This is a genomic window from Bacteroides sp. D2, from assembly GCF_025147085.1.
Taxonomy (GTDB): Bacteria; Bacteroidota; Bacteroidia; order Bacteroidales; family Bacteroidaceae; genus Bacteroides.
Genome location: NZ_CP102261.1, coordinates 2,015,765 through 2,040,115 on the forward strand (window position 1 = coordinate 2,015,765; position 24,351 = coordinate 2,040,115).

Here is a 24,351-nt window from a genome sequence, read left to right on the forward strand (position 1 = left end):
CTACGTAATTTTTTCGACTAAATTAGCGGCTTTTATTGGAGAGGCGAATGGAGTGGTGTACGAAAGCATGGACTATTTCTTGTATATTGACCGCTTGTGATAGAATGTCCATGAATCACATAAAAAGTCCATACTTATTAGATATTCGCAGTTAGAACCCCTTCAGGATGGGGTACATTGATAGTCCATACAAAAGTACGAATGTCCATTCCCGACAGGGATGTGCAGTCCTATCTTTGCCGTATAATAAAATCTTGTTGATAACTCTATTTTAATTTTAAGACTATGATACACACGTTATTTGGTTTATGCAAGAAACGTTTCAGCCGGTTGGAAACTTGCGGCCTGGTCATGTTGATGTTGCTATTGCTGGCAGGTTGTACCGATACGGAGGAACAGTATGAACGTCCTTCGTGGTTGGAGCCACCTATTTATGATGTATTGGCAGGGAAAGGTAATTTCTCCATGTATTTGCATGCGGCGGATAAGACGTTGTATAGTTCCATCCTCAAAGGAGCAGGTAATTATACTGTATTTGCCCCGAACGATGATGCCTTCCGCAAATTCCTCTCTGAACACAATTATACTTCTGTTGATGAAGTTCCCGTGGATGTACTGACACAAATTGTCGCTTATTCGATGGTATTCAACCGTTTCGAGACTGCCCGCCTGGGAGATGTCTTGAATAGTGGTATTTGGGAAACCGGGACTTCTATCAAAAAACGCTCCTCTTATTATAAGACACTTTATAAAGAGACTATCGACGGAGTGGAACAGTGGGTGGTAGACAGTCCTGCCGATGTGACGGCTGTTGTTACTCCTTATAAGTTTTTACCCATTTTCACCGATTCTTATTTTACGGGTAATCTGTTAACTGCAACCGATTATGAGAAATTCTTTCCGGATGCCGCCTATTCAGGATTGAATGCTGCTGCCGGAAGCGTATCGAATAAAGATATGTATGCCGAAAATGGAATTATCCACGAGGTGGATGCAGTTAGTTTGCCATTGGATAACCTGGATGAGATGTTGAGAAGGGACGAGCATGAATCCTTCCGCAAGATTTTAGAAACGAAAGTAGGAAGTTCCTATCTGTTTGTCTCTTACTTGTTGGGTGAAAATACAACCGAAGTTTATAAGAAACTTTATCCGGATCGTAATATCTCTGCAGTTTATTGCAAGACTTATCAAAACTTGCCTTACTTATTGAATAATGAAGATTATAAAGGTACGGAAAGCGGTACGACGGAACAACATGGATATACCCTGCTCGTTCCTTCCAACGAGTCTGTGCAACGGTTTGCGGAAATGTTGTGCGAACGTGCCGAGGTGGGTGACTTGTCAGAACTTTCACTGACCGCATTGACCTATTTCCTGAAAGCCCACATGGTGCCGCGTATTGTATGGCCTTCGCACTTTGCCTCGGAACAGAACTCCAATGAAGAGTATCTGAATGGTGAAGGAAAAGACGGGCCGGATTTTGATGCTTGTGTAACAAAGAGCAGCTTTGCCAGCAACGGTGTACTGTATGATACGAAAGAAATCGTGCAGAGCAAATACTTCACCACTGTTTATTCCGAAATCCTGCTGAATAAAGACTGTCGTAACTTGGCAAATATAGCCTACGAGAAGTTTTTTATCAACGATTGGATACCGGAGATGACCAAAAGTAAGTTGACGGGAGATAAAGAAGTAGATTATATCATGGTACTTCCTTCAGACGAATTGCTGAAAGCGGACGGATTCTCTTATGACGAAGTGAATAATAAATTTCTGAATGAAAATCTGACTGCTTCTGCCGATGCGGAAGACCGCATGAAAAGGTTGCTCCGTTCGTGTGTGTTTAAACGTACGAAGGGATTGACGGAACTGGATGATTTTGCCGGATTTCCCCAACTGTCTTACGACGGATATGGCTATGCGGTAAATATCTATGGAGATATGATACGCTTCAGGGATAACAAACTGCAAGGCTTGGGCAACATCCTTGATGGTACGGAAGTAGAGGTGGAAGAAGTCGATTTTGACTATATCAACGGTCATGTTTTCCGCATTACAAACGGAACAATGATCGAATACAGTCCGCGCAACAGCGGTGGTACGGCTGCATTTACCGTTCCTAAACTTTACGACCGTATCACCATGTACGCACAGGAAAATAGTGACTGTCGTTTATTCAAGCAATATATGGATAGAGTCTATGGAGGGAGTTCTCCTTCTTTTATCAGAGAAAGTACTAATTATACAGTTCTGATTCCTACGGACGAAGCGATACAAAATGCGGTGGGTTCGGATCTTCTTCCCGCTTTACCCAGCGGCAGTGATGCTTTTGAATCGGAAGACAAATCGATGGTAGAACGTTTCATACAACTTTGTTTCCTTACCGGAACAGTAGTGCCGGATGATGGAATGCCTTATATAGAACCGGGAAAGAATGAAAGCCTTGCATTGAATACTGTCTACAAACTGACGGATAGCGAGCTGGATTTATGGTCGGTCACCACTGCGGTGGTCGTATCCAAACAGGCAGACAAAAGTTTGACTTTCCGTTTTCGGGATATAACCAAAAACGACTGGCTTCAGGTGGAGGGATATGCACCGGTCAATGTCGTACGTGAATCTGGTAAGAGTAATTATGTAGGCCCCTTGTCTGTGATACATGCCGTGGATGGCATCATTGGGTTTACAACACATCCCAAAGAATAATTGAATCTAATATTTACCTAATTAAACACAATGATAATGAGAAGATATGTATATCAGTTCATCCTTCTGACAGTACTGTGTTGTATGCCTGCACTTTCATCCGCCCAACAAACAAAGGTGGTGATTCGGGGTGTAGTGACAGCAGCTATTGACAAGCTGCCTCTCCCGGGAGCGAATGTATTGCTGGTTAACAAGGATGGACGTGTGGTAGGAAATGCAGTTACCGATATGGACGGTAATTATAGTATGCGTGTGGAGACGCGTGCCGGAGATAATCTGGTGGCTACGTATATAGGTATGAAGAAGGCAACTATCCCTGTAAAAGGAAAAATGACGATTAATATTGTTATGCAGGATGAGACGGTGATGCTCGAAGGTGCCACTATCGTTGGAAATAAACGAGTGAACAACGGTATGATGGATGTTAGCGAACGTGATTTGACAACAGCCATGAGCCGCATCTCTATGAGCGATCTGGAAGACGGAATGACTGCGCCCAGTGTGGAAGATGCCTTGCAGGGACGTATTGCCGGTATGGATATTGCCGCTAGTTCGGGTGATCCGGGAGCGGGGATGTCGATCCGAATCCGTGGTACGACTTCCATGACAGGTTCTTCACAACCATTGATTGTAGTAGACGGATTTCCCTATGATGTATCTGTGGATGACGATTTTGATTTTGCAACGGCAGACGAGGAAGAATATTCCCAGTTGTTGAATGTGGCTCCGGACGATATTAAGGAAATCACTGTGTTGAAAGATGCGGCAGCCACCGCCCTTTATGGTGCGAAAGCCGCTAACGGTGTATTGATGATTACGACCAAGCGGGGAACAGTGAGCAAACCACGTATCTCCTATACATTTAAAGGTACGGTAATCAGCCGGCCTCACGGTATCGAGACTCTTTCGGGAGATGAATATACGACATTGATACAGGAAGCATTGATGAACAGTGGAAAGATTTATGACCCGACAGCCGATCCTGAATTTGCTTACGATGTCAACCAGCCTTATTATTTTTATAATTATGGAGCCAATACCAATTGGTATGACGAAGTAACCCGTACGGGATTCAGCCAGGATCACACGGCTTCTATCAGTGGTGGTGGAGACAAGGCGCAGTATCGTGCTTCTATCGGTTACTATAATGCCAACAGTGTGGTCATAGGAACCGGATTAGACCGTATCAACGCCCGTCTGAATGTGGATTACAATATATCGAAGCAGCTTAAATTCTCCGCCAGTATGGCTTATACACGTACTGATGACCGGAAAAACTATATCTCTTATTTTTCTACCGGGCAGAATGCCACGAGTATGGCTTTCACGCGTATGCCGAACATGAGTGTGTACGAATATAACGAGATAGGGCTATGGACTGGTAATTTCTTTACCCCGGAGGAATCTCCGCAGGGAAAATGGAATCCGAGCAGTTCTTCGGGAGGTGTTTACAATCCTGTGGCAATGGCGAAAGATGGTTATTTCCAGACGTTATCCAATAATGTGGTATCCAATCTTTCATTGATTTGGCGTCCGCTGGCGTGGATGCGCTATCAGTCGGACTTCAGCCTGAACGTATCCAATAATAAGAAGAATGCTTTCTTGCCGCAAACGGCTACGGGACGTCCCTGGAATGAAGCAACGGTGAACCGTGCCGACGACCGCGATGGCGAGGCCTTCACAATTTATACGATGAATAAGGTGATATTTACACCTGATCTCGGCAAGAAACATAGTTTTCAGGGGTTACTTGCACTGACTACTTCTGACAAGCGTTCGACCAACTTCCGCCTGACGGGAGGTAACCTGGCAAGTCCCTACCTGAAAGATCCTTCTATTCCTTCACGTGTGACCGGTGCCAGCTATCTGACTTCTTCCACTACTCTTCAGCAGGAACGTTCTGTCGGTATGATGGGGAGTATTCAATATAGTCTGCTCGACCGTTATATTGTCAATACGACCGTCCGTTATGATGGTAACTCCCGGTTTGGAAAAGAAAATCGCTGGGGTTTGTTCCCGAGTGTTTCCTTGCGGTGGAGGCTTTCCGGTGAACCGTTTATGAAACCGTGGAAGAAATGGTTGAATGAACTTAGTCTTCGTGCCAGTTATGGTCTGAACGGCTCGTCACCGAAAACAAATAATAACTATACGCATATCAGTCTTTATGACTCTTATGAATACTCCTATTTGGGTGAAACGGGTGTTTATCCCGCCAATCTTGAATTGAGTAATCTGAAATGGCAGACAACAACACAGGTGAACTTCGGTATGAACTTTGCGGCTTTCAAGAATCGTTTGAATATCGATGTGGAAGTGTATCAAAAACGTTCGAAAGATCAATACTTCCAAAACCTGTCCTTGCCTTCTACCACCGGCTTCACCAAGGCGGATGTCAACTCCGGTTCCATGGAGAACAAGGGATTCGAGCTTTCGGTCAATACGGTTCCATATCGTTCGAAGGCATGGAATATTTCTTTCAACATCAACCTGGCACGTAATATCAACTCTATTCTTGATGTGCCCGACCAATATCCGATGCAGAAAGGGGTGTTGACAACCAACGGTCAGTATGTCCGCCGATTCGAGTTGGGACAGCCGATAGGTGCGATTTATGGATTCCGTTACAAGGGAGTTTATCTGAATGATGACCAAACGATTGCCCGTGACGCAAATGGTAACAAGATTTACTCGTACGATGCGAGCGGTAAACGGACGCCGGTACAGATGCGTTTTGCTTATCCTACCATCGACTATCAGTTCAAAGCGGGAGATGCGATCTATGAAGACATTAATCACGATGGCAATATCGACTATCAGGACGTTGTTTACTTAGGGAATGCCAACCCAATACTGACGGGTGGTTTTGGGCCTAACATCCGCTATAAAAGTGTCAGCGTAAGTGCGTTTTTTAATTTCCGTTATGGAAATAAAGTCATTAACAAAATGGGAATGAGCTTGCAAAATATGGCATCCTACAATAATCAGAGTAAGGCTGTACTTCGTCGCTGGAGACATCCGTATGAGGACGAAGCGACGGCACCGACTGATTTGTTGCCGAGAGCGGTGTATGGTTCGAAGAATGCCTACAACTATTTGGGCTCCGACCGCTTTGTGGAAGATGGTTCTTTCCTGCGCTTCAAAACGTTGACAGTGAAGTACACCTTCGATAAGAAACAGTTGAAGAATACTTTCCTGCAGAGTTGTCAGATATGGACAACATTGAGCAACCTGTATGTCTGGACGAATTATTCCGGAATGGACCCGGAAATAGCATTGACCGGAGGGGCGTTTAAAATGGGTGAGGATAACTCCCGTATCCCTCGTTCTTTTACTGCTACATTAGGTATGAGTGTTACTTTTTAAAACTGAAGATCATGAAGAAAATAACGAAATATATAATGATTGGCTTGCTGGCCTTGCAAGGGATGACAACGACTTCCTGTTCGGACTGGTTGAATCTGATGCCTAACGACGGTGTGCCGTTGGATGAATTCTGGAAAACGAAAGAAGATGTCCGTTCGGTAGTGAATGGAGCCTATCTGTCTATGACAGCCAATGAACTGGTACAACGCCTTTTTCTCTATGGTGAATGGCGTGCGGATATGATTACTACCGGAAGAAGGACGAATTCCAGCATAGTAAGTGTCTTTAATGGTGAAATTTCCATAGATAACACGTATTTGGATTGGGCTTCTTTTTATCAGACTATTAATATCTGCAACACTATATTGAAGTTTGCTCCTACCGCCCAGGCCAATGACCCTACTTTTTCAGAAGCGCAACTGAAAGAATATGAAGGACAGGCTATTGCCATCCGCAGTCTGATGTACTTTTATTTGGTAAGAACGTTCGGTGACGTACCGTTTATACGGGAAGCCTATGTGAACGGTTCCCAGCAAATGAGTGTAGCCAAGAGTAGCGAGAAAGAGATTCTGGCAGGCTTGGTCGCTGACCTGGAAATGGTAGAAACAGGTAATTATTTACCGGGACAATACAGTTCTACGGATATTGCACAGAACAAAGGGCGCATGACAATGTGGGCTGTAAAAGCATTGTTGGCTGATATTTATCTGTGGCAGGAAGAATATGAAAAATGCAACCGCAAATGCGATGAGATTATCGGTTCGGGACAATTATTGTTGGTTCCTGTAGAAAGCCGGAAGATAGAGGTGGAAAATACGGAAGAAGGTACGACGGATATATATTATGCTCCTGACCAGTCTTCTTATTATTCCCTGTTCCAGCAGATTTATTATCAAGGAAACTCTATGGAAAGTATCTTTGAATTGCAATTCGCTACTGATAACCTGAATCCTTTTTATAGCTTAATGAGTTCGGGTAGAGGGGTTATCGGAGTAAAAACCGAACGTGTGAATTCGGATATTTTTCCACCGTTGGCGGATGAGGCTTATAGTGGCGAATGTTTTGATATCCGTAGTGTGATTTCTCAAAGTAAGTCCTGCCTTTGGAAATATATCGGTGTGGAACCGAACGGTTCGGAACGTGCGCAGGAAGAATATACCAATAACTTCATTATCTACCGTCTTGCTGAAATCTACTTGATGAAAGCGGAAGCGCTGACCCAAATGGCTATTCTGGACAGTGATAATCAGGAATTGCTGAAAGAAGCGTATGCGGCGGTGAAAGTGATAAGAGATCGCTCTACCGCAGTGGCTACCACGGACATCGGGCAAACGGAAGGTTCGTATAGTGGAAAGGCTATGGAAGAATTTGTGTTGGCAGAACGCGGACGGGAATTGATCTTTGAAGGAAAACGTTGGTTTGATGTGTTGCGTCAGGCAAAACGTAACAATTATGACGGTGAAAATCTCAATTACCTGATGACATTGGCAGAATATAGCGCTCCGGCCAGCAAAGTTAACAGCTTGAAGGCCAAGTATCGCAATTATCACAGTCATTATTTACCTATTTACAGTGAAGAAATAGATGCTAATCCTTTGCTGGAACAAAATGAATTTTATGCTAACTAATCAATGGGAGGAATCTATATGAATATGAAAAACAAAATAGGATTGAACCTGATTGTGAGTTTGTTAATGCTCTGTTTTCTGAATGCCTGCGATGATCCCCTTGATGGAACCGTATATCAGACCACCGAGCAGCAGATGCTCGATGAATATATGGCGGACCATTTGGGCGAGTTCCTCAAGATTGTCGATAAGTCCGACTATCGCGGGATGTTGCATGCCTATGGTGCTTATACTTGTCTGGTGCCGACGGATAATGCCGTGCGGAAATACCTGGAAGAAAACAGAATAGATATAGAACAGCTTTCCAAAGAAGAAGCGAACGAGTGCGTAGGTTATCATGTAATCAATGATACGATTACCTCGTCGCGTTTTCAGGACGGAAAGATGCCGACAGCCAATATACGCGACTACTATCTCACTACGCAAACCAAAAGTGATGAAAACGGAACCATATATGTGGAAGTAGACCGTAATGCACGTCTGTTGACGAAAGATGTGGTTTTAGGTAACGGTATTCTGCACATTGTAGATGCTGTATTGGAAAAGCCGGAACTGACATTGCGTGAACAGGTGGCTGCCTTGCCGATGGAACGTTACTCTCTTTTTATAGATTTGTTTGCCGAGTATGAAAACTATCTCAATTCGGTGATGACAACTGATACTTGTTATACGGTGTATGTACAGAGTAATGAAACATTCAATAATGAAGGAATTCATAATAAGAACGAGTTGATAACACGTCTGAAGCTGAATACTCCGGGTATCAATGATAGTGAGGCATTGATTCAAAACTTCCTTGCTTATCATATTGGAACTGGTCGCCAGTATATCGTGGACCTGATGAGTAGTTCGGCCGTAATGACGAAGGTAGAGAATCAGGTGATTGCCTGTATCATGGACGGACAAAAGATTGTATTGAACAGATTCAACAGTATAGCCGGATACGAACCGGGAATAGAATTGATACGGGATGGCGAATATGCAGACCGGACTTGTGCGGATGGTGTATTGCAGGAAGTGGATGGTATGTTGGAAATCAAAGAGAGGGCACCTTACCGGGTGAATTTCGATGTGTGTACTTTACCGGAAATCAAGGCGTCTGCTTCTTATCTCAAAGAGACAAAGAAATTTGAGAAAGGCCAGTTGACCCAGGATATTAAGATAGAATACGGGCGCGGAAGCAGTACTGCTGCCATGACCTATACGGTTGGCCAGGTACTGGATAGAAACAAACCTACATTAAACCAGCAGATGCAGTGTGTCAATGGTGATTACCTGACTTTCCGTATGAGAAAGAGCGATATGATTACAGCAGTTGAGTTTACACTCCCCTTATTGATTGAAGGAACGTATAAAGTGTGGTTATGCTATCGTCATACAGATTCCGGTAAAAACGGTCCGACCCTTAAAACCACTTTCAAACAGGAAGGGCAGGAAGACCAAATCCTGGATAAGATTGTAACGGTAAAACGAGTTTCTGCCATTTCTTATGTGAAGGGTGCAGACGGCAAGGAAAAGACGGACGAACGCGGAGTCAGGATGGTAGACCATGCTGCGATGGAGACGAATTACGGATGGAAACAGTACACCTATTATCCGCATGTCTATATGAACAGTAATTTATTGGGAGTTATAAAAGTATTCTCGAGTGGACGCCATGTGTTGCGGTTTGATTTGGAGAAAGACGCTTCTCTCGATATCATGCTGGATATGATTCAGTTTATTCCTACAACCGAAGATCAGGTTTGGCCTATGCTCGATTTGACAGGAATGGAGATCGGTGAATATTCTCCGGGCAAAGAGGAAGTATGGCCGTATGAATGAGAACAGAAGGACGTGGAATATAAATAATCGATAAACGAAAAGTAATGAAACGAAAATTCAATAAGATACGATGGGCATTGGTATTAGTAGCTGCAACACTGGTTGCAGCCTGCAATAACCAGTGGGACAATCATGTGGCGGTAGATATGCCTACTCTTAAGGGAAGTGTATTGGAGGCTGTCAAGGCGAATGGAGAACTTTCAGGCTTTTATACTTTGTTGCAGGAAACTGGTTATGACAAGGTATTGCAGGGAGCCTATGAATATACGATTCTTGCACCTGTGGATGAGGCTCTTGCCGGGTATGTGAAAGGTCTGGCGGAAGGTGAATGGAATGAAGAGGCTAAACTGATGATGGTAAGAAACCATATTGCTTTCGGCACTTTCAACCTGACGGCAATCTCACAACCGGACAGTCATTTGAAGATGATTAACGGGAAAAACAGGATAATGAGTGAGTTAACCTTTGAACCGGAACATTCGGATGTACTTTGCAATAACGGAATGCTCCATGTGGTAGATAAGGTCATGGAACCATTGATGAATATTGATGAGTACTTGCAGTATTTACATGCATTGTATCCCGAAGAGTATGAACAACTGGATAGCCTGTATGCCAAAACCACGAAGATAATGGATAAAGACAGGAGCATACAAAAAGGAGTGAATGAGAAGGGGCAGCCGGTATATGATACGATTTGGACGACGCGCAATTACTTCTTTGAAGAGATGCCGGTTAACGATGAGGATTCTACCTATACTTTTGTTTTGTTGAGGCAGGCGAATTTCCAGAGTCTAAAAGAAAAATATGCCAAATACATGAATCAGAGCACTGAAGAGCTCACTGACTCACTGGTGACGGACGAACTGATCCGGGATTTGGTTTTCAAACCGGGAGTGACAACAGCTTTGAGTGGCGTAGAAGTTGATTTTTCCAAAGCGGTATCTTTTGAACTGGCTGGAGTCAGGGAATATCAGGCTTCCAACGGAACGATACGTTTCTTGAACGGGGTGGATATTAAGATAAAGGAAAATAAGGTAAAGACAGTAGTTGTGGAAGCAGAAGATTATCTGGGCACTTATGCTGCTTCCAAAACCTATACCCGTCTCCGCACATGGGCAAGCGGCGGGAAGGATGTGATGGTTTCTTCAAGAAGTTATCAGACGGACCCTGTTACCGGGGCGGAGTATTCTTTCACTTTTAATACGAATAATATGAATACTGATGCCAACTTCTATCTTCAATATGCGGTCAACCTGAATTCAGTAATTTATGATGTATATCTGGGGTCGTATGATGATATGGAGAACCATATCAGGCCAAATGAAGAAGCGGATAAGGCCACTACGCTTGCGGTTTGTCAGAAATTACTAGCTTCCATGCCGGGTGATCCGGCGTTACGCCGTCCGGCGGGGACTACTTCTTCCATAGATAATAATTACTGGGGAAAGGAATGTGGTTTTGTAGGATATTCGATAGCCGGTGATGAAACATATAAAAACACGCCGGTACATCTCCGTAAGTATAATCTGGGCTCTTATATGATTCCTACTACACCGGTAGAGGAGGCAGATGCTTATGACTTTGAAGTGCCGCGGATGGGAGAGGTGCAGGTGATGGTTTGTAATACTGCCGGTTGCCATGAATATTCCAAAGCGAGTCAACGGGGTGGAATGATGTTTCTTGATTACATCAAGTTTGTTCCCCGTATAGCGGATGGAGAGTGACGAGAAGTGAAACGACTAAAGGAAAGATAATGCTATGAATAATAAAATGAAATATATATTTCTTCTGATAGCTTGTGTGTTTGCTTTATCCGGGAATGCACAGAAGTTCAACAAGAAAGTGCGTACATTGAAAGTGAAGAAGCGGATAGAGTATAAGGAAAGGGCATCGGGTACAATTGTGGATGCGACTACGGGTAGTCCGTTGAATGGTGTACGTGTCGCGGTGCCGGGCCTTAGTACGGCTATGACGGACGAGTCCGGTAAGTTTTCAATCCGGATTCCTTCTTATGAGGTGGAACTACTGGTTTCAAGTCCCGGATACCAGCAGAAACGGATTCCGTTGCGTGGTGAGAAAGAGGTAACAGTGCGTTTGTATGATGAAACGCATAAGAGTCTGTTTGAAGATGTATTGACCCCACTGGGTGATATGGCGGGTAGTCAGACGACAACGGCTCTGACACAGTTAAACGGGGATAATTCCTTGAGTCCGGCCACCAGTCCGGAAGCGCTGCTTCAGGGAACAGTGCCGGGACTGAATACTTTATTCCGTTCAGGTATGGAAAATGCCGGTGCAAATATGTTTATGGGTGGATTCAACTCCATCTATACCAATAACCAGCCATTGCTGATTATTGACGGAATGGTAGTGGAAAATCTTTCGGCAGGGATATCCTTGATAGACGGCTATCTGTCTACTCCGATGAGTACGATTGATGTGAAGGATATTGAACGGATCACTGTCCTGAAGGATGCGGCTACGCTGTATGGGGTAAAAGGAAGTAATGGCGCCATTGTCATTGAGACGAAGCGTGCCAAAGATGCCGAAACACGGATTACCGCACAGATAACGACTGGTATGAACTTAAAACCGAGCAGTATTCCGATGTTGGATGCCGTGCAGTCGAAACGTTATCTGATGGATGTATATCAGAGCCGGGGATATTCTGCCGGTGACATACAGAAACTTCCGTTTATCAATGATACGAAGCCCGAACAACATTCTTGGGGATACGAGGGAAATGCCGATTACTACCGTTATAATAAGAATACCGACTGGCAGGATCAGTTGTTTGTACAAGGATTCAAGCAGAATTACTCCATTGGTGTGATGGGCGGTGATGACGTTGCACTCTATGCCTTGTCATTGGGATATTTGCAAAACGAAGGACTGGTGAAAGGTACTGACTTTTCCCGTTTCTCGGCCCGTATCAATACGGATATAAACTTCTCACCGAAGTTTACGGTACAGACCAACATGAATTTTGTATATGGCAAGAAGAACCTGATGCAGGAAGGAAATGCCAGTCCGCAGAATCCGATTTATGCCTCATTGGTCAAATCGCCCTTTATGGCAGGCTTTACTTATAACGAACAAGACCAGCTATCTCCGAATTATGAAGAAGTGGATCTTTTCGGTATGTCGAATCCGACTGCCATTGTAGATAATATGCTGCAAGAGAATATCAGTTATGGATTCTTCGCCAATATACATCTTAAATATAAAATCTGGAAGGAACTGACATTGAGTACCCGTTTCGGACTCCGCCTGAATAAGGAGAAAGAGCGTGTTTTCCGTCCGGAAGAGGGAATTCCTTATGAGGATGTTGCTACATCCGAGGTGACCAATCAGATGCAATATCGTACGGAGCGCATATTTTCCTTGTTTGATGAAACCCGTGCCAACTATCTGTTTAAGTTGGGTGTAGAACACCAGTTGGATGCTACCTTAGGGATGCGTTATTTCAATAACCGGAGCGAGGATGACTGGGGCAAATCGTATAATTCGACCAGTGACAGATTCCGCTCGTTGCAGTATGGCTTGAACGACCTTCGTCAGATGGGTGGTTCCATTGGAACGTGGAACTGGCTTTCGTTCTATGGAAATGTGGCCTATTCATTGAAAAACAGATATTTTGTGAATGCAACCCTTTCGGCCGATGCTTCTTCCCGTTATGGAGAAGATATAGGACAGTTCCAGATCTTTCCGGCATTGTCGTCAGCCTGGGTGGTATCGTCGGAGAACTTTATGCGTCAATTATCCTGGGTGGATTTACTGAAGATCCGTGCCGGATATTCTATGTCCGGTAATGATGATATTGGCAATTATGCAGCCCGCCGTTATTATTCCTCACAGAATTTATTGGGTAATTACGGACTGGTACGGGGAAATCTGGTAAACAAGAATCTGAAACCGGAACGAATGGCTCGTCTGAATGTCGGTATGGATGTGGCCGTACTAAATGAACGTCTGTCATTGAGTGTGGACGTCTACCGTTCTACCATTAAGGATATGATTGCTTATTCACCTATAACTTCTTATTCCGGTTTTTCTACTTATATAGATAACAGCGGGGAGATGAGAAATACAGGCGTTGATGTGGCAATTAATGCCCGTGTACTCAACCTGCCTTCGTTAAAATGGGATTTGGGAGCAACCGTATCGCATTATAAAAACAAAATAACCGAACTGAAAGGAAACAGCTATCTGACGGATATTGCCGACGGAACTATCCTTACGGAAGTAGGAAGACCTATGGGAGTATTCTATGGCTATAAAACGAATGGCATATACGCCACTACGGAAGATGCAAAGGCGGACGGACTGCAGGTACGTTCCGGTTTGGCAGACGTACCGTTCGGAGCCGGTGATGTACGGTTTGTGAATATGAATGGCGATAAATATATCAATGAAGAAGATATGACAGTAATTGGTGATCCTAACCCGGATATTTACGGAGGATTGAATACGCGTATCTTGTGGAAGAATTTCACATTCTCGGCCCGGTTTACTTATTCTCTGGGAAATGATGTTTATAATTATACCCGCCGGACTTTGGAATCTATGTCAGGATTGGAAAATCAGACGCAGGCAGTTCTGAACCGTTGGAGAGCGGAAGGCCAGGTGACCAGTATGCCTAAAGTGACTTATGGTGATCCGATGGGAAATGCCCGTTTTTCCGACCGTTGGATTGAAGATGGTTCCTATCTGAAATTCAAGAATCTGACAGTGGCGTATGATGTGCCTATAAAGAAGGGCATCATTACAGGTATACAGGTTTATGCAGTAGCGGAGAATATTTGCACCTGGACGAAGTATAAAGGGTACGATCCTGAATTTAGTGCCAGCACTAACCCGTTGGGTTATGGCATCGATGCTTTTATGACGCCACAGGCGCGTACATTTTATGTGGGATTAAAACTAGGATTATAAAAAGGAGTACGGACTATGAAATCAATCAGAAATATAATCATGCTTTGTGGAGTGCTGATAAGCACATTTACAGCTTGTGTGGATACGGAACTTGAATCTGTCGTTGAATATAAGAACCACTATAACACAATCCCTGATGCGGATAATGCCATCTTGGGTTTATATGGGTTGTTTATGAACCTGGCGGAACAGACTGTCGTACTGGGAGAATTGCGTGCCGACCTGATGGACGTCACGAATAATGCGTCCATTGAATTGCAGGAAATTAGTGCCAATACTCCTTCTGCCAACAATAAATATGCCGACCTGACGAATTATTATGCTGTCATTCAGAACTGTAATGATATGCTCGCCGGTTTCGACGAGATGTTGGCCAACAACCGGATGACGCAGGATGAATATGCGGAGCGCTATTCGGACGTTGCCGCTATCCGTTGCTGGACTTATTTGCAAGTGGGTATGTATTTCGGTAAGCTTGTGTATGTGACCACTCCTACCGTATCGGTAGAGGATGCGCAGAAACTGGAACATCAGGCCAAAATAGGACTGGATGAACTGCTGCCGTTGCTGATAGAATGTATGGAGAATCTTCCTACACTGGATGATTACAAGAACAGTGCGTTGGTACAGTATAAGCTTGACACGTATGACTTGAAGCGTTTCTTCATTAATAAGCGTATCCTGTTGGGTGATTTGTATCTGTGGAACAATAATTATAGGGAAGCAGCTGTGCAGTACCGTAAATTCCTGGCAACCGATGAGGATAAATCGGCAACGGCTAATAGCGTAAGATACCGCTGTGGGACTTACTCTACAGGAGGCGATACGTATTTTCAGGTCTTCTATGAACGCTATATGGAAGGGGATATAAACAGTTATAAGAATACATGGTTGAATATGTTTTCTTTTCAGGCAGACAAGTCGGCCTTATGGAGTGAATTGATCTGGACTATCAGTTATGATGAAAAGTTCGAACCTTATTTTCCGATGATTGAACTGTTTGCCAATCAGGGAAAGGGAAAATATCAATTGAAACCCTCGGATTATGCAGTCGAAAGCCTGTGGGCTTCCCAGACACAAACCAATGGAGCACCGTTTGACGGACGTGGAGAAGATTCTTCCTTCAAATGGGTGGACGGTCAGTGTGTAGTGCAGAAATATTTGTATGACTATGATCCGGCTAAACCTTATATGAAGCGTGGACGTTGGTTCCTGAATCGTGCAGCATTGGTTCTGTTACGTTACGCAGAGGCAGCCAATCGTTGTGGATATACGGATTTAGCCTATTCCATTCTGAATGAAGGTTTCAAGAATACATATACGTGGGGAGATGAGTACGGCGATCAGAACCGGCAGACTGGTTACGGTCCCGGTGAACCTTATCCCGCACCCTTCTATTTTGATGCTCGTTCGATGGATGCACCTTATCACCGTGCTCCCTGGCGTGATTTTAACGGGATACGGGGACGTGTCTCATTGAAAGCGAAGCCACTAGAACCACAACAAGACGAGACGGACGTACAGTGTATGGAAAAGATGTTGATCGAAGAGGCTGCATTGGAATGTGCGTTCGAAGGTCATCGCTGGGGAGATCTTGTCCGTGTGGCAAGACGCATGAATAAAGAAAAGGCAGGCTCCGGCAGTGAATACCTGAAAAAGGTGATCGGCAAGAAATATGAACGCTCGGGATTGGCAATGCCGGATTTCTCGTCGGAGGATAAATGGTATCTAAATGTATCAAAGTAGTAATAGGAAGAAGGATGAAAACTGTTTTAAAGGACTTGTATGTATGCAAAGTGATGAGGCATTGTTTTTGTCTGTTGATATTGGGAATTTTATGTCCGTCAACACGTGCACAGGAACCCGCTCATGTCATTATTGTAGCCGGACAGTCGAATACTGACGGACGGGTGCCTGTTGCGGATTTGCCGGAATATATCAAGAGTATGGGAATAGATAGTACCGGTTTTGCAAAAGGAGCTTATAAATATTGTAAAATTTCACAGAATCGTGTGGATGGGAAGTTTGTTCCCTTTTGGCCTCGTCGTAACCGTTGGGGCTATGATGCTGTCACTTATTACCTGTTGGAACAGTTATATCAGAAAGAGTTCTATGTAATAAAATGGGCGGTAGGTGGCACATCAATAACACCGGAGAATACAGATTCCCGTGGTGGGTATTGGTCTGCGACACCGGAATGGTTGGCACAAAATACTCCTACAGCGAAAAAGGGAAAATCGTTACTTCTCTCATTCACTCAACAAATAAGTAATAGCATTTCAAAAACACTGTCACATTTGCCGGAAGGTTATCATATAGACGCTTTTCTGTGGCATCAGGGAGAAAGTGATTCGGCCTATGGACCGGATTATTATGAAAATCTGAAAAATGTAGTGAGCTATGTACGTGACCATCTCACCCGTAAAACAGGTGAAGACTATTCAGAATTGCCTTTCATTTTCGGTTCTGTCGCCAAGTCGAACAAACGCTATAATGCAGAAGTGGAAGCAGCGATGAAGCGACTGGCTTCGGAAGATAAGAATGCTTATTTAATAGATATGTCGAAAGCTACTTTGTTGAAAGATCGTCTTCATTTCGATAAGACATCTGCCGAGTATTTGGGTAAGCAGATGTATGATACAATGATACAAGCCTCTTCTGTAAATGTAACCTCTATGCAATCACCATTTGATATTGATTTATGGGAGAAGGGATTGCCTAATTCGAATGGCAAGGAACCGGAAGGATACGACGATAAAAAGCATAACTATAAACCATCTGTCAGGGTGTTTCTTCCTGCCTCTGAGAAACCGGCTAAAGCAATTCTGATTTGTCCCGGAGGCGGGTATGACCATTTAGCTATGAAAGATGAAGGATATGACTGGGCTTTATATTTCAATAAAAGGAGTATAGCGGCAGTCGTACTGAAATACCGGATGCCAAACGGTAATCCCGAAGTTCCGGTTTCGGATGCTTATGAGGCAATGCGCTACATAAAAGAACATGCGAAGGAGTGGAATATTCTTCCGGACAGTATCGGGATAATGGGATCATCGGCTGGTGGACATTTGGCTTCTACTGTTGCTACTCATGCCCCTGCTAAATTACGTCCGGCTTTTCAGATTCTTTTTTATCCGGTGATTACAATGGGTGGTCGGAATGTTCATCAAGGTTCGAAAAAGCATCTGTTGGGAGAGAATCCTGATGCAAAGCTAGTGAAGAAATATAGCAATGAATGGCAGGTAAATAGAAAAACGCCCCGTGCTTTTATTGCGCTGTCCGGTGATGACCAAAGTGTGAAGCCTGTTCATTCAGAGAGTTATCACAAGGCACTGAAAGCACAGAAAATTCCTTCGGAAATACATATCTATGCCAATGGAAAGCATGGGTGGGGATATAATAAAAGACCATTTGCGCAACGTGCTGAAATGATGAAAGATTTGGAAAGTTGGTTGAGAACCTTATAAAGGAATTGTAAAGAATATGCCCGACTTGAACATGCCGATATGGCTTGAATATGCCGGAATAGGTAAATATAGAGGTTTTTAGGTTGTTTGATAATTGTGTGAAGTCTGGACTGGATAAAGCGTAGTTTCGTTTTATTTCCGGTTCGGACTAATTTTATTATTCCAAAATTCTTCGCTATTTTTGTTAGACAATTTATTATTAATCTTGAAATCTATGATAAAACAAAGATTCCTGTTTGCTTTTATTTTGTTCATAGTCTCCGCTCTTGATACATATGCGAGTATCGAATTGCGATCCCACCAAATGAAAACAAGTGATGGCCTGCCCAGTAACTCTGTCCGGTACATGTATCAGGATAGTAAAGGCTTTTTGTGGCTGGGAACATTGAACGGGTTAAGCCGTTATGATGGTAATTCGTTTTTAACTTTTCAGCCGGGAAATGATGGAAAGCCGTCACTGGCAGATAACCGGATTTTTAATATCACTGAAGACAAGCATGGTTTCCTTTGGATGGGGACTACTGTCCGGCTGTATAGCTGTTATGACTTGCAGAAAGCCTGTTTCGTAAACTATATGGAACCGGAAGAACAGGACCGGAATTACTCAAAACTCTTTTTGGCTTCTTGCGGTGATGTCTGGCTTTGGCATCCGGACAATGGTTCCCGGCGGGTAGTTCATCAGGAAAATGGCACTCTGACTTCTACCGTATTCAAAACGGAAGCCGGCAATTTGCCGGATAACCGGGTGAACTTTGTACGTGAAGATGAGAGCGGACGTATTTGGATAGGAACCAAACGTGGACTGGCATTAGTGATAAATGGCGAAGTAAAGATAGTAAACCGTTCACTGCATTTTGTCTCTTTGCTGGCTAATGGAAATACAGTCTATTTCCTCACGGAGAACGGGGATATTTATTCTTATCAGGAAGAAGCGCAGGAATTGGTAAAACAGGCTGCAATTTCTTCTGTTGCAGGGAAAACTTCTCCTACTGATGACTTTCGCATAAAAGATAAATGGGTAATACTAACTACCATAGGAGTTTATAATTATGACCTCGTAACTTATACGCTGACTCCCGACTCACGTCTGAATATAAAGAAAGGTGAAGTCATTCGTGACAACCACGGGGATTACTGGATTTATAATCATACTGGACGTGTGCATTATATGCTTGCCGCCACGGGCGAAACCAAATCCTTTCAACTGATTCCTGAAGGAATGCTCGACCATATTGACTTTGAACGTTATCATATCGTCCATGATTCACGGGGAATCATCTGGATCTCGACTTACGGAAACGGTCTATTTGCTTATAACACTGCAGAGGACAAGTTGGAACATTTTGCCGCCGGCATTACGGAAAACAGCTATATCAATTCCGATTTTCTTTTATTTGTCATGGAAGACAGGGCAGGAGGTATTTGGGTAAGTTCGGAATACTCGGGAGTAGCCCGTATTTCAGTACTGAACGAGGGTACTTCCCGCATTTACCCGGAAAATCCGGAATTGTTCGACCGCTCCAATGCCATACGTACAATAGGGGAGATGCCGAATGGAGACATTGGTATCGCCACCCGCAAAGGGGGACTGTTTACGTATGATACGCATTTCAATCAGAAGATGAACAAGACCTATTATCAGTCGAATATCTATGCTGTCGAGAAAGATGCCGATGGGAAACTGTGGATGGGTACTCGCGGTGAAGGACTGAAAATAGGGAATGACTGGTACAGGCATGATAAATTGGACCTTACCACGTTATCCAATAATAATATCTTTGCTATTTGCCGTGACGCCAAAGATCGTATGTGGATTGGGACGTTTGGCGGCGGGCTCGATTTGGCTGAACCTACTTCCGATGGCAAATATAAGTTTCAGCATTTCTTCCAGGGAAGGTATGGCGTACAGATGGTTCGTGTGTTCCAGGAAGACAGGAATGGAATGATTTGGATGGGAACCAGTGAGGGAATCTGTATTTTCCATCCTGATTCTTTAATAGCCGATCCTGAAAATTATCATTGGTTCAGCCATACGAACGGCAAGTTTTGCAGCAATGAAATTAAATGTATCTTTCAGGATAGCAAAGGACGGATTTGGACAGGTACTTCAGGTATGGGACTTAATCTTTGTCAGCCGGAAGATAATTATAATGTCCTGAAGTATGAACATTACGGAGTCAATGAAGGACTGGTTAACAATGTCGTACAATCCATTTTGGAAGACAAGGAGGGAAAACTTTGGATTGCGACCGAATACGGAATTTCCAAATTTGATCCTGATATCCGTTCGTTCGACAATTACTTCTTTTCTTCTTATACATTGAGCAATGTATACAGTGAAAACTGTGCTTATGTAGGAGCAGACGGGAAATTGTTGTTCGGCACGAACTACGGATTGACCGTCATTGATCCCAAACAAATAAAGAGCAATGAATCTTTCTCTCCGGTAGTATTTACTGATTTATATGTGAATGGTATTCAGGTGATTCCCGGTGGAACGGATTCTCCGTTGACTTATTCGTTGGCTTACTCCAGCGAAATGGAACTGAAGTATTTTCAGAATTCTTTCCTGATAGATTTCTCTACCTTTGATTATTCCGATAGCGGACAGGCCAAGTATATGTATTGGCTTGAAAACTATGACAAGGAATGGAGTGCTCCTTCCTCACTTAATTTTGCTTCTTACAAATATCTGAATCCCGGCACTTATATCCTGCATGTGAAATCCTGCAATGAGGCGGGCATTTGGAATGATAAAGAGACGACTCTGACTATCGTTATTAAGCCGCCTTTCTGGAAAACGGGATGGGCTTTTCTTTGTTATGCTTTGTTGGCTATGGTAGCTCTTTATTTTACGTATCGTGTAGTTCGCAATTTCAACCGTTTACGCAATCGAATCAGTGTAGAGAAGCAGTTGACCGAATATAAACTGGTTTTCTTTACCAATATCTCTCATGAGTTCCGCACCCCGCTAACATTGATTCAAGGTGCACTGGAACGGATACAGCGTATCGGTGATATTCCGAAAGAACTGGTTCATCCGCTGAAAACGATGGATAAGAGTACACAGCGTATGTTGAGGTTGATTAATCAGTTATTGGAATTTCGCAAAATGCAGAATAATAAACTCGCCTTGTCGTTGGAGGAAACAGATGTGATCTCATTTCTCTATGAAATATTCCTTAGCTTCGGCGATATAGCCGAACAGAAGAAGATGGATTTTCAATTTAATCCTTCTGTTCCTTCCTATAAAATGTTTATTGATAAAGGCAACTTGGATAAGGTAACCTACAATCTGTTATCGAATGCGTTTAAATATACCCCTTCCAACGGACATATTGTATTGTCAGTAACGGTGGATGAGGCGAAACAACAGTTGCAGATACAGGTTTCAGATTCGGGAGTGGGTATACCGAAAGAGAAGCAGGCGGAATTATTCAAGCGTTTCATGCAAAGTAATTTCTCTGGAGATAGTATCGGAGTGGGGCTGCATCTGACGCATGAGTTGATACAGGTTCATAAAGGAACTATCAAGTATGCGGAAAATGAGGGTGGCGGTTCTATATTTACCGTGTCTATTCCAACCGACAAGTCCGCTTATAACGAAAAAGACTTTTTAGTTCCCAATAATGCATTGCTGAAAGATGCCAATATTCATACCGGGCACTTGGCAGAACCCACTGATTTTCTTGGAGACGAACAGGAGGATCTGCCGGAATACGAAAAAGTGGATAATCCGTTGAATAAGCGGAAGATATTGATTATCGAAGATGATAATGATATCCGTCAATTCCTGAAAGAAGAAATCGGTGCTTATTTCGAAGTGGAAGTTGCGGCGGACGGAACTTCAGGTTTTGAAAAGGCACGTTCCTATGATGCCGATCTCATTATCTGTGATGTATTGATGCCGGGAATGACCGGATTTGAAGTGACGAAGAAACTGAAATCGGACTTTGATACGAGTCATATCCCTATTATTTTGTTGACTGCACTGAACTCACCGGAAAAGTACCTCGAAGGTATAGAATCGGGAGCAGATGCTTATATCCCCAAACCGTTCAGCATCAAACTGTTGTTGGCGCGTGTGTTCCAGTTGATAGAGCAGCGCGACAAGCTCCGTGAGAAATATCTGAATGAACCGGGTATCATGCGTCCGGTGGTATGCTCCACGGATAGGGATAAAGAATTTGCCGACCGTCTGACTGTTGTTCTGGAGAAACATCTTGCCCGTCCTGACCTTACGATTGATGAATTTGCTTCCATAATGAAGATGGGACGTACTGCTTTTTACAAAAAAATACGTGGTGTAACCGGATATGCTCCTAATGAATACTTGCGCATCATCCGTATGAAAAAAGCGGCGGAACTATTACTTTCTGATGAAAATCTGACAGTCGCCGAAGTTTCTTACCGCGTAGGTATTGATGATCCGTTCTATTTTAGCAGGCGTTTTAAGATGCAATTTGGAGTCTCACCTTCTATATATCAGCGTGGTGCGAAGAATAATTCTGCTTCAGAAGAGTAACCTTTATAAATTATCCTGTATCTTTGTGCACAGAAAATAATTGTAAATATGAAGATAGAAGATAAACTTGTAGCGTCCGTTCTTAACGGACTCAAAGCACTTTACGGTCAGGAAGTCCCTGAAAAGATGGTGCAGTTGCAAAAAACGAAGAAAGAATTTGAAGGACATTTGACGTTGGTGGTATTTCCTTTCCTGAAGATGTCAAAAAAAGGACCAGAGCAAACGGCACAGGAAATCGGTGAATATCTGAAGGCAAACGATCCGGCTGTAGCAGCGTTTAATGTGATAAAAGGCTTCTTGAACCTGACTATTGCATCGGCTACATGGATTGAACTGCTGAACGAGATTCAGGCAGATGAACAGTACGGCTTGGTGCAGGTCACTGACGCTTCTCCATTAGTGATGATTGAGTATTCTTCTCCGAATACAAACAAACCGCTTCACTTGGGACACGTGCGGAATAACCTTTTAGGCAACGCATTGGCTAACATTGTAGCGGCAAACGGCAATAAGGTAGTCAAAACAAATATTGTAAACGACCGTGGTATCCATATCTGTAAGTCCATGCTGGCATGGAAGAAATACGGAAACGGTGAAACTCCTGAAACTTCGGGTAAGAAGGGTGACCACCTGGTAGGCGATTATTATGTATCTTTCGATAAGCATTATAAAGCGGAAGTAAAGGAGCTGATGGCTAAATTTACAGCGCAGGGAATGAGTGACGATGAAGCGAAAGCAAAGGCTGAATCTGAATCTCCATTGATGCAGGAAGCCCGTGAAATGCTGGTGAAGTGGGAAGCCGGTGATCCGGAAGTACGCGGATTGTGGGAAATGATGAACAACTGGGTATATGCCGGATTCGACGAAACCTACAAGAAGATGGGTGTCAGCTTCGACAAGATCTATTATGAATCCAATACTTACCTCGAAGGAAAAGAAAAGGTAATGGAAGGTCTGGAAAAAGGTTTCTTCTACAAGAAAGAGGATGGTTCCGTATGGGCCGACCTGACTGCCGAAGGACTGGATCATAAACTCCTTCTCCGTGGTGACGGTACTTCTGTCTACATGACTCAGGATATCGGTACGGCTAAACTTCGTTTTGCCGATTACCCGATTAATAAGATGATTTATGTAGTAGGTAACGAACAGAACTATCACTTCCAGGTGCTTTCTATCTTGCTCGATAAACTTGGTTTCGAATGGGGTAAGAGTCTGGTACACTTCTCTTACGGAATGGTGGAACTGCCGGAAGGTAAGATGAAATCCCGTGAGGGTACGGTAGTTGATGCTGACGACTTAATGGAGGAAATGATTGCCACTGCTAAAGAAACTTCACAAGAACTTGGCAAACTGGATGGTTTGACACAGGAAGAAGCTGATGATATTGCCCGTATTGTGGGTCTGGGAGCATTGAAATATTTCATTCTGAAAGTCGATGCCCGTAAGAATATGACATTCAATCCGAAAGAATCTATCGACTTCAATGGTAATACAGGTCCGTTTATTCAATATACTTATGCACGTATCCAGTCTGTACTTCGGAAAGCTGCCGAATCAGGTATCGTAATTCCTGAACAGATTCCGACTGGTATTGAATTGAGTGAAAAGGAAGAAGGATTGATTCAAATGGTTGCTGACTTTGCTGCTGTTGTAAAACAAGCCGGTGAAGATTACAGCCCGTCTATTATTGCCAATTATACTTATGACTTAGTGAAAGAATACAATCAGTTCTATCATGACTATAGTATTCTGCGCGAAGAGAATGAGGCGGTGAAAGTATTCCGTATCGCTCTGTCTGCTAATGTGGCTAAAGTTGTTCGCTTGGGAATGAATTTGCTGGGTATCGAAGTTCCTTCCAGAATGTAAGACTTTCTTTGAACAAAATAGACTTCTGCGGGGT

10 protein-coding genes are annotated in these 24,351 nt (G+C 43.5%); all 10 read left to right on the forward strand.

From position 1 onward, the window contains the following. Positions 1–285: 285 nt before the first annotated feature. The 10 genes from NQ505_RS06780 (at position 286) to argS (ending at position 24,317) form a co-directional block, all read left to right on the forward strand. On the forward strand, positions 286–2,706 hold the full coding sequence (locus NQ505_RS06780; RefSeq protein WP_009001037.1) for a fasciclin domain-containing protein: 2,421 nt from the start codon (positions 286–288) through the stop codon (positions 2,704–2,706). Between the two features lie 36 nt (positions 2,707–2,742). Then, complete coding sequence (locus NQ505_RS06785; RefSeq protein WP_009001036.1) at positions 2,743–6,069, forward strand: SusC/RagA family TonB-linked outer membrane protein; 3,327 nt, start codon at positions 2,743–2,745, stop codon at positions 6,067–6,069. 11 nt (positions 6,070–6,080) lie between these two features. Continuing rightward, entirely contained in the window at positions 6,081–7,697 is a 1,617-nt protein-coding gene (locus NQ505_RS06790) for a RagB/SusD family nutrient uptake outer membrane protein (RefSeq protein WP_032854006.1), read from the forward strand. Between the two features lie 24 nt (positions 7,698–7,721). Then, positions 7,722–9,521: a fasciclin domain-containing protein gene (locus NQ505_RS06795; protein WP_157179104.1), complete on the forward strand. Its 1,800-nt coding sequence runs from the start codon at positions 7,722–7,724 to the stop codon at positions 9,519–9,521. 44 nt (positions 9,522–9,565) lie between these two features. Next, entirely contained in the window at positions 9,566–11,248 is a 1,683-nt protein-coding gene (locus tag NQ505_RS06800) for a fasciclin domain-containing protein (protein ID WP_009001033.1), read from the forward strand. A gap of 46 nt (positions 11,249–11,294) precedes the next feature. Next, the gene (locus tag NQ505_RS06805; protein ID WP_157179103.1) at positions 11,295–14,459 is read left to right on the forward strand and encodes a SusC/RagA family TonB-linked outer membrane protein; all 3,165 of its coding nucleotides are present in this window, start codon (positions 11,295–11,297) and stop codon (positions 14,457–14,459) included. A gap of 15 nt (positions 14,460–14,474) precedes the next feature. Continuing rightward, entirely contained in the window at positions 14,475–16,205 is a 1,731-nt protein-coding gene (locus tag NQ505_RS06810) for a RagB/SusD family nutrient uptake outer membrane protein (protein ID WP_009001031.1), read from the forward strand. Between the two features lie 14 nt (positions 16,206–16,219). Beyond that, positions 16,220–17,926 carry a sialate O-acetylesterase gene (locus tag NQ505_RS06815; RefSeq protein ID WP_009001030.1) on the forward strand — a complete coding sequence of 569 codons (1,707 nt, stop codon included), beginning with the start codon at positions 16,220–16,222 and terminating at the stop codon, positions 17,924–17,926. A 217-nt stretch (positions 17,927–18,143) separates the two neighbouring features. Continuing rightward, complete coding sequence (locus NQ505_RS06820; protein WP_369749092.1) at positions 18,144–22,451, forward strand: two-component regulator propeller domain-containing protein; 4,308 nt, start codon at positions 18,144–18,146, stop codon at positions 22,449–22,451. A gap of 48 nt (positions 22,452–22,499) precedes the next feature. Further along, positions 22,500–24,317: an arginine--tRNA ligase gene (gene argS / locus NQ505_RS06825; protein WP_009001028.1), complete on the forward strand. Its 1,818-nt coding sequence runs from the start codon at positions 22,500–22,502 to the stop codon at positions 24,315–24,317. Positions 24,318–24,351 lie beyond the last annotated feature (34 nt).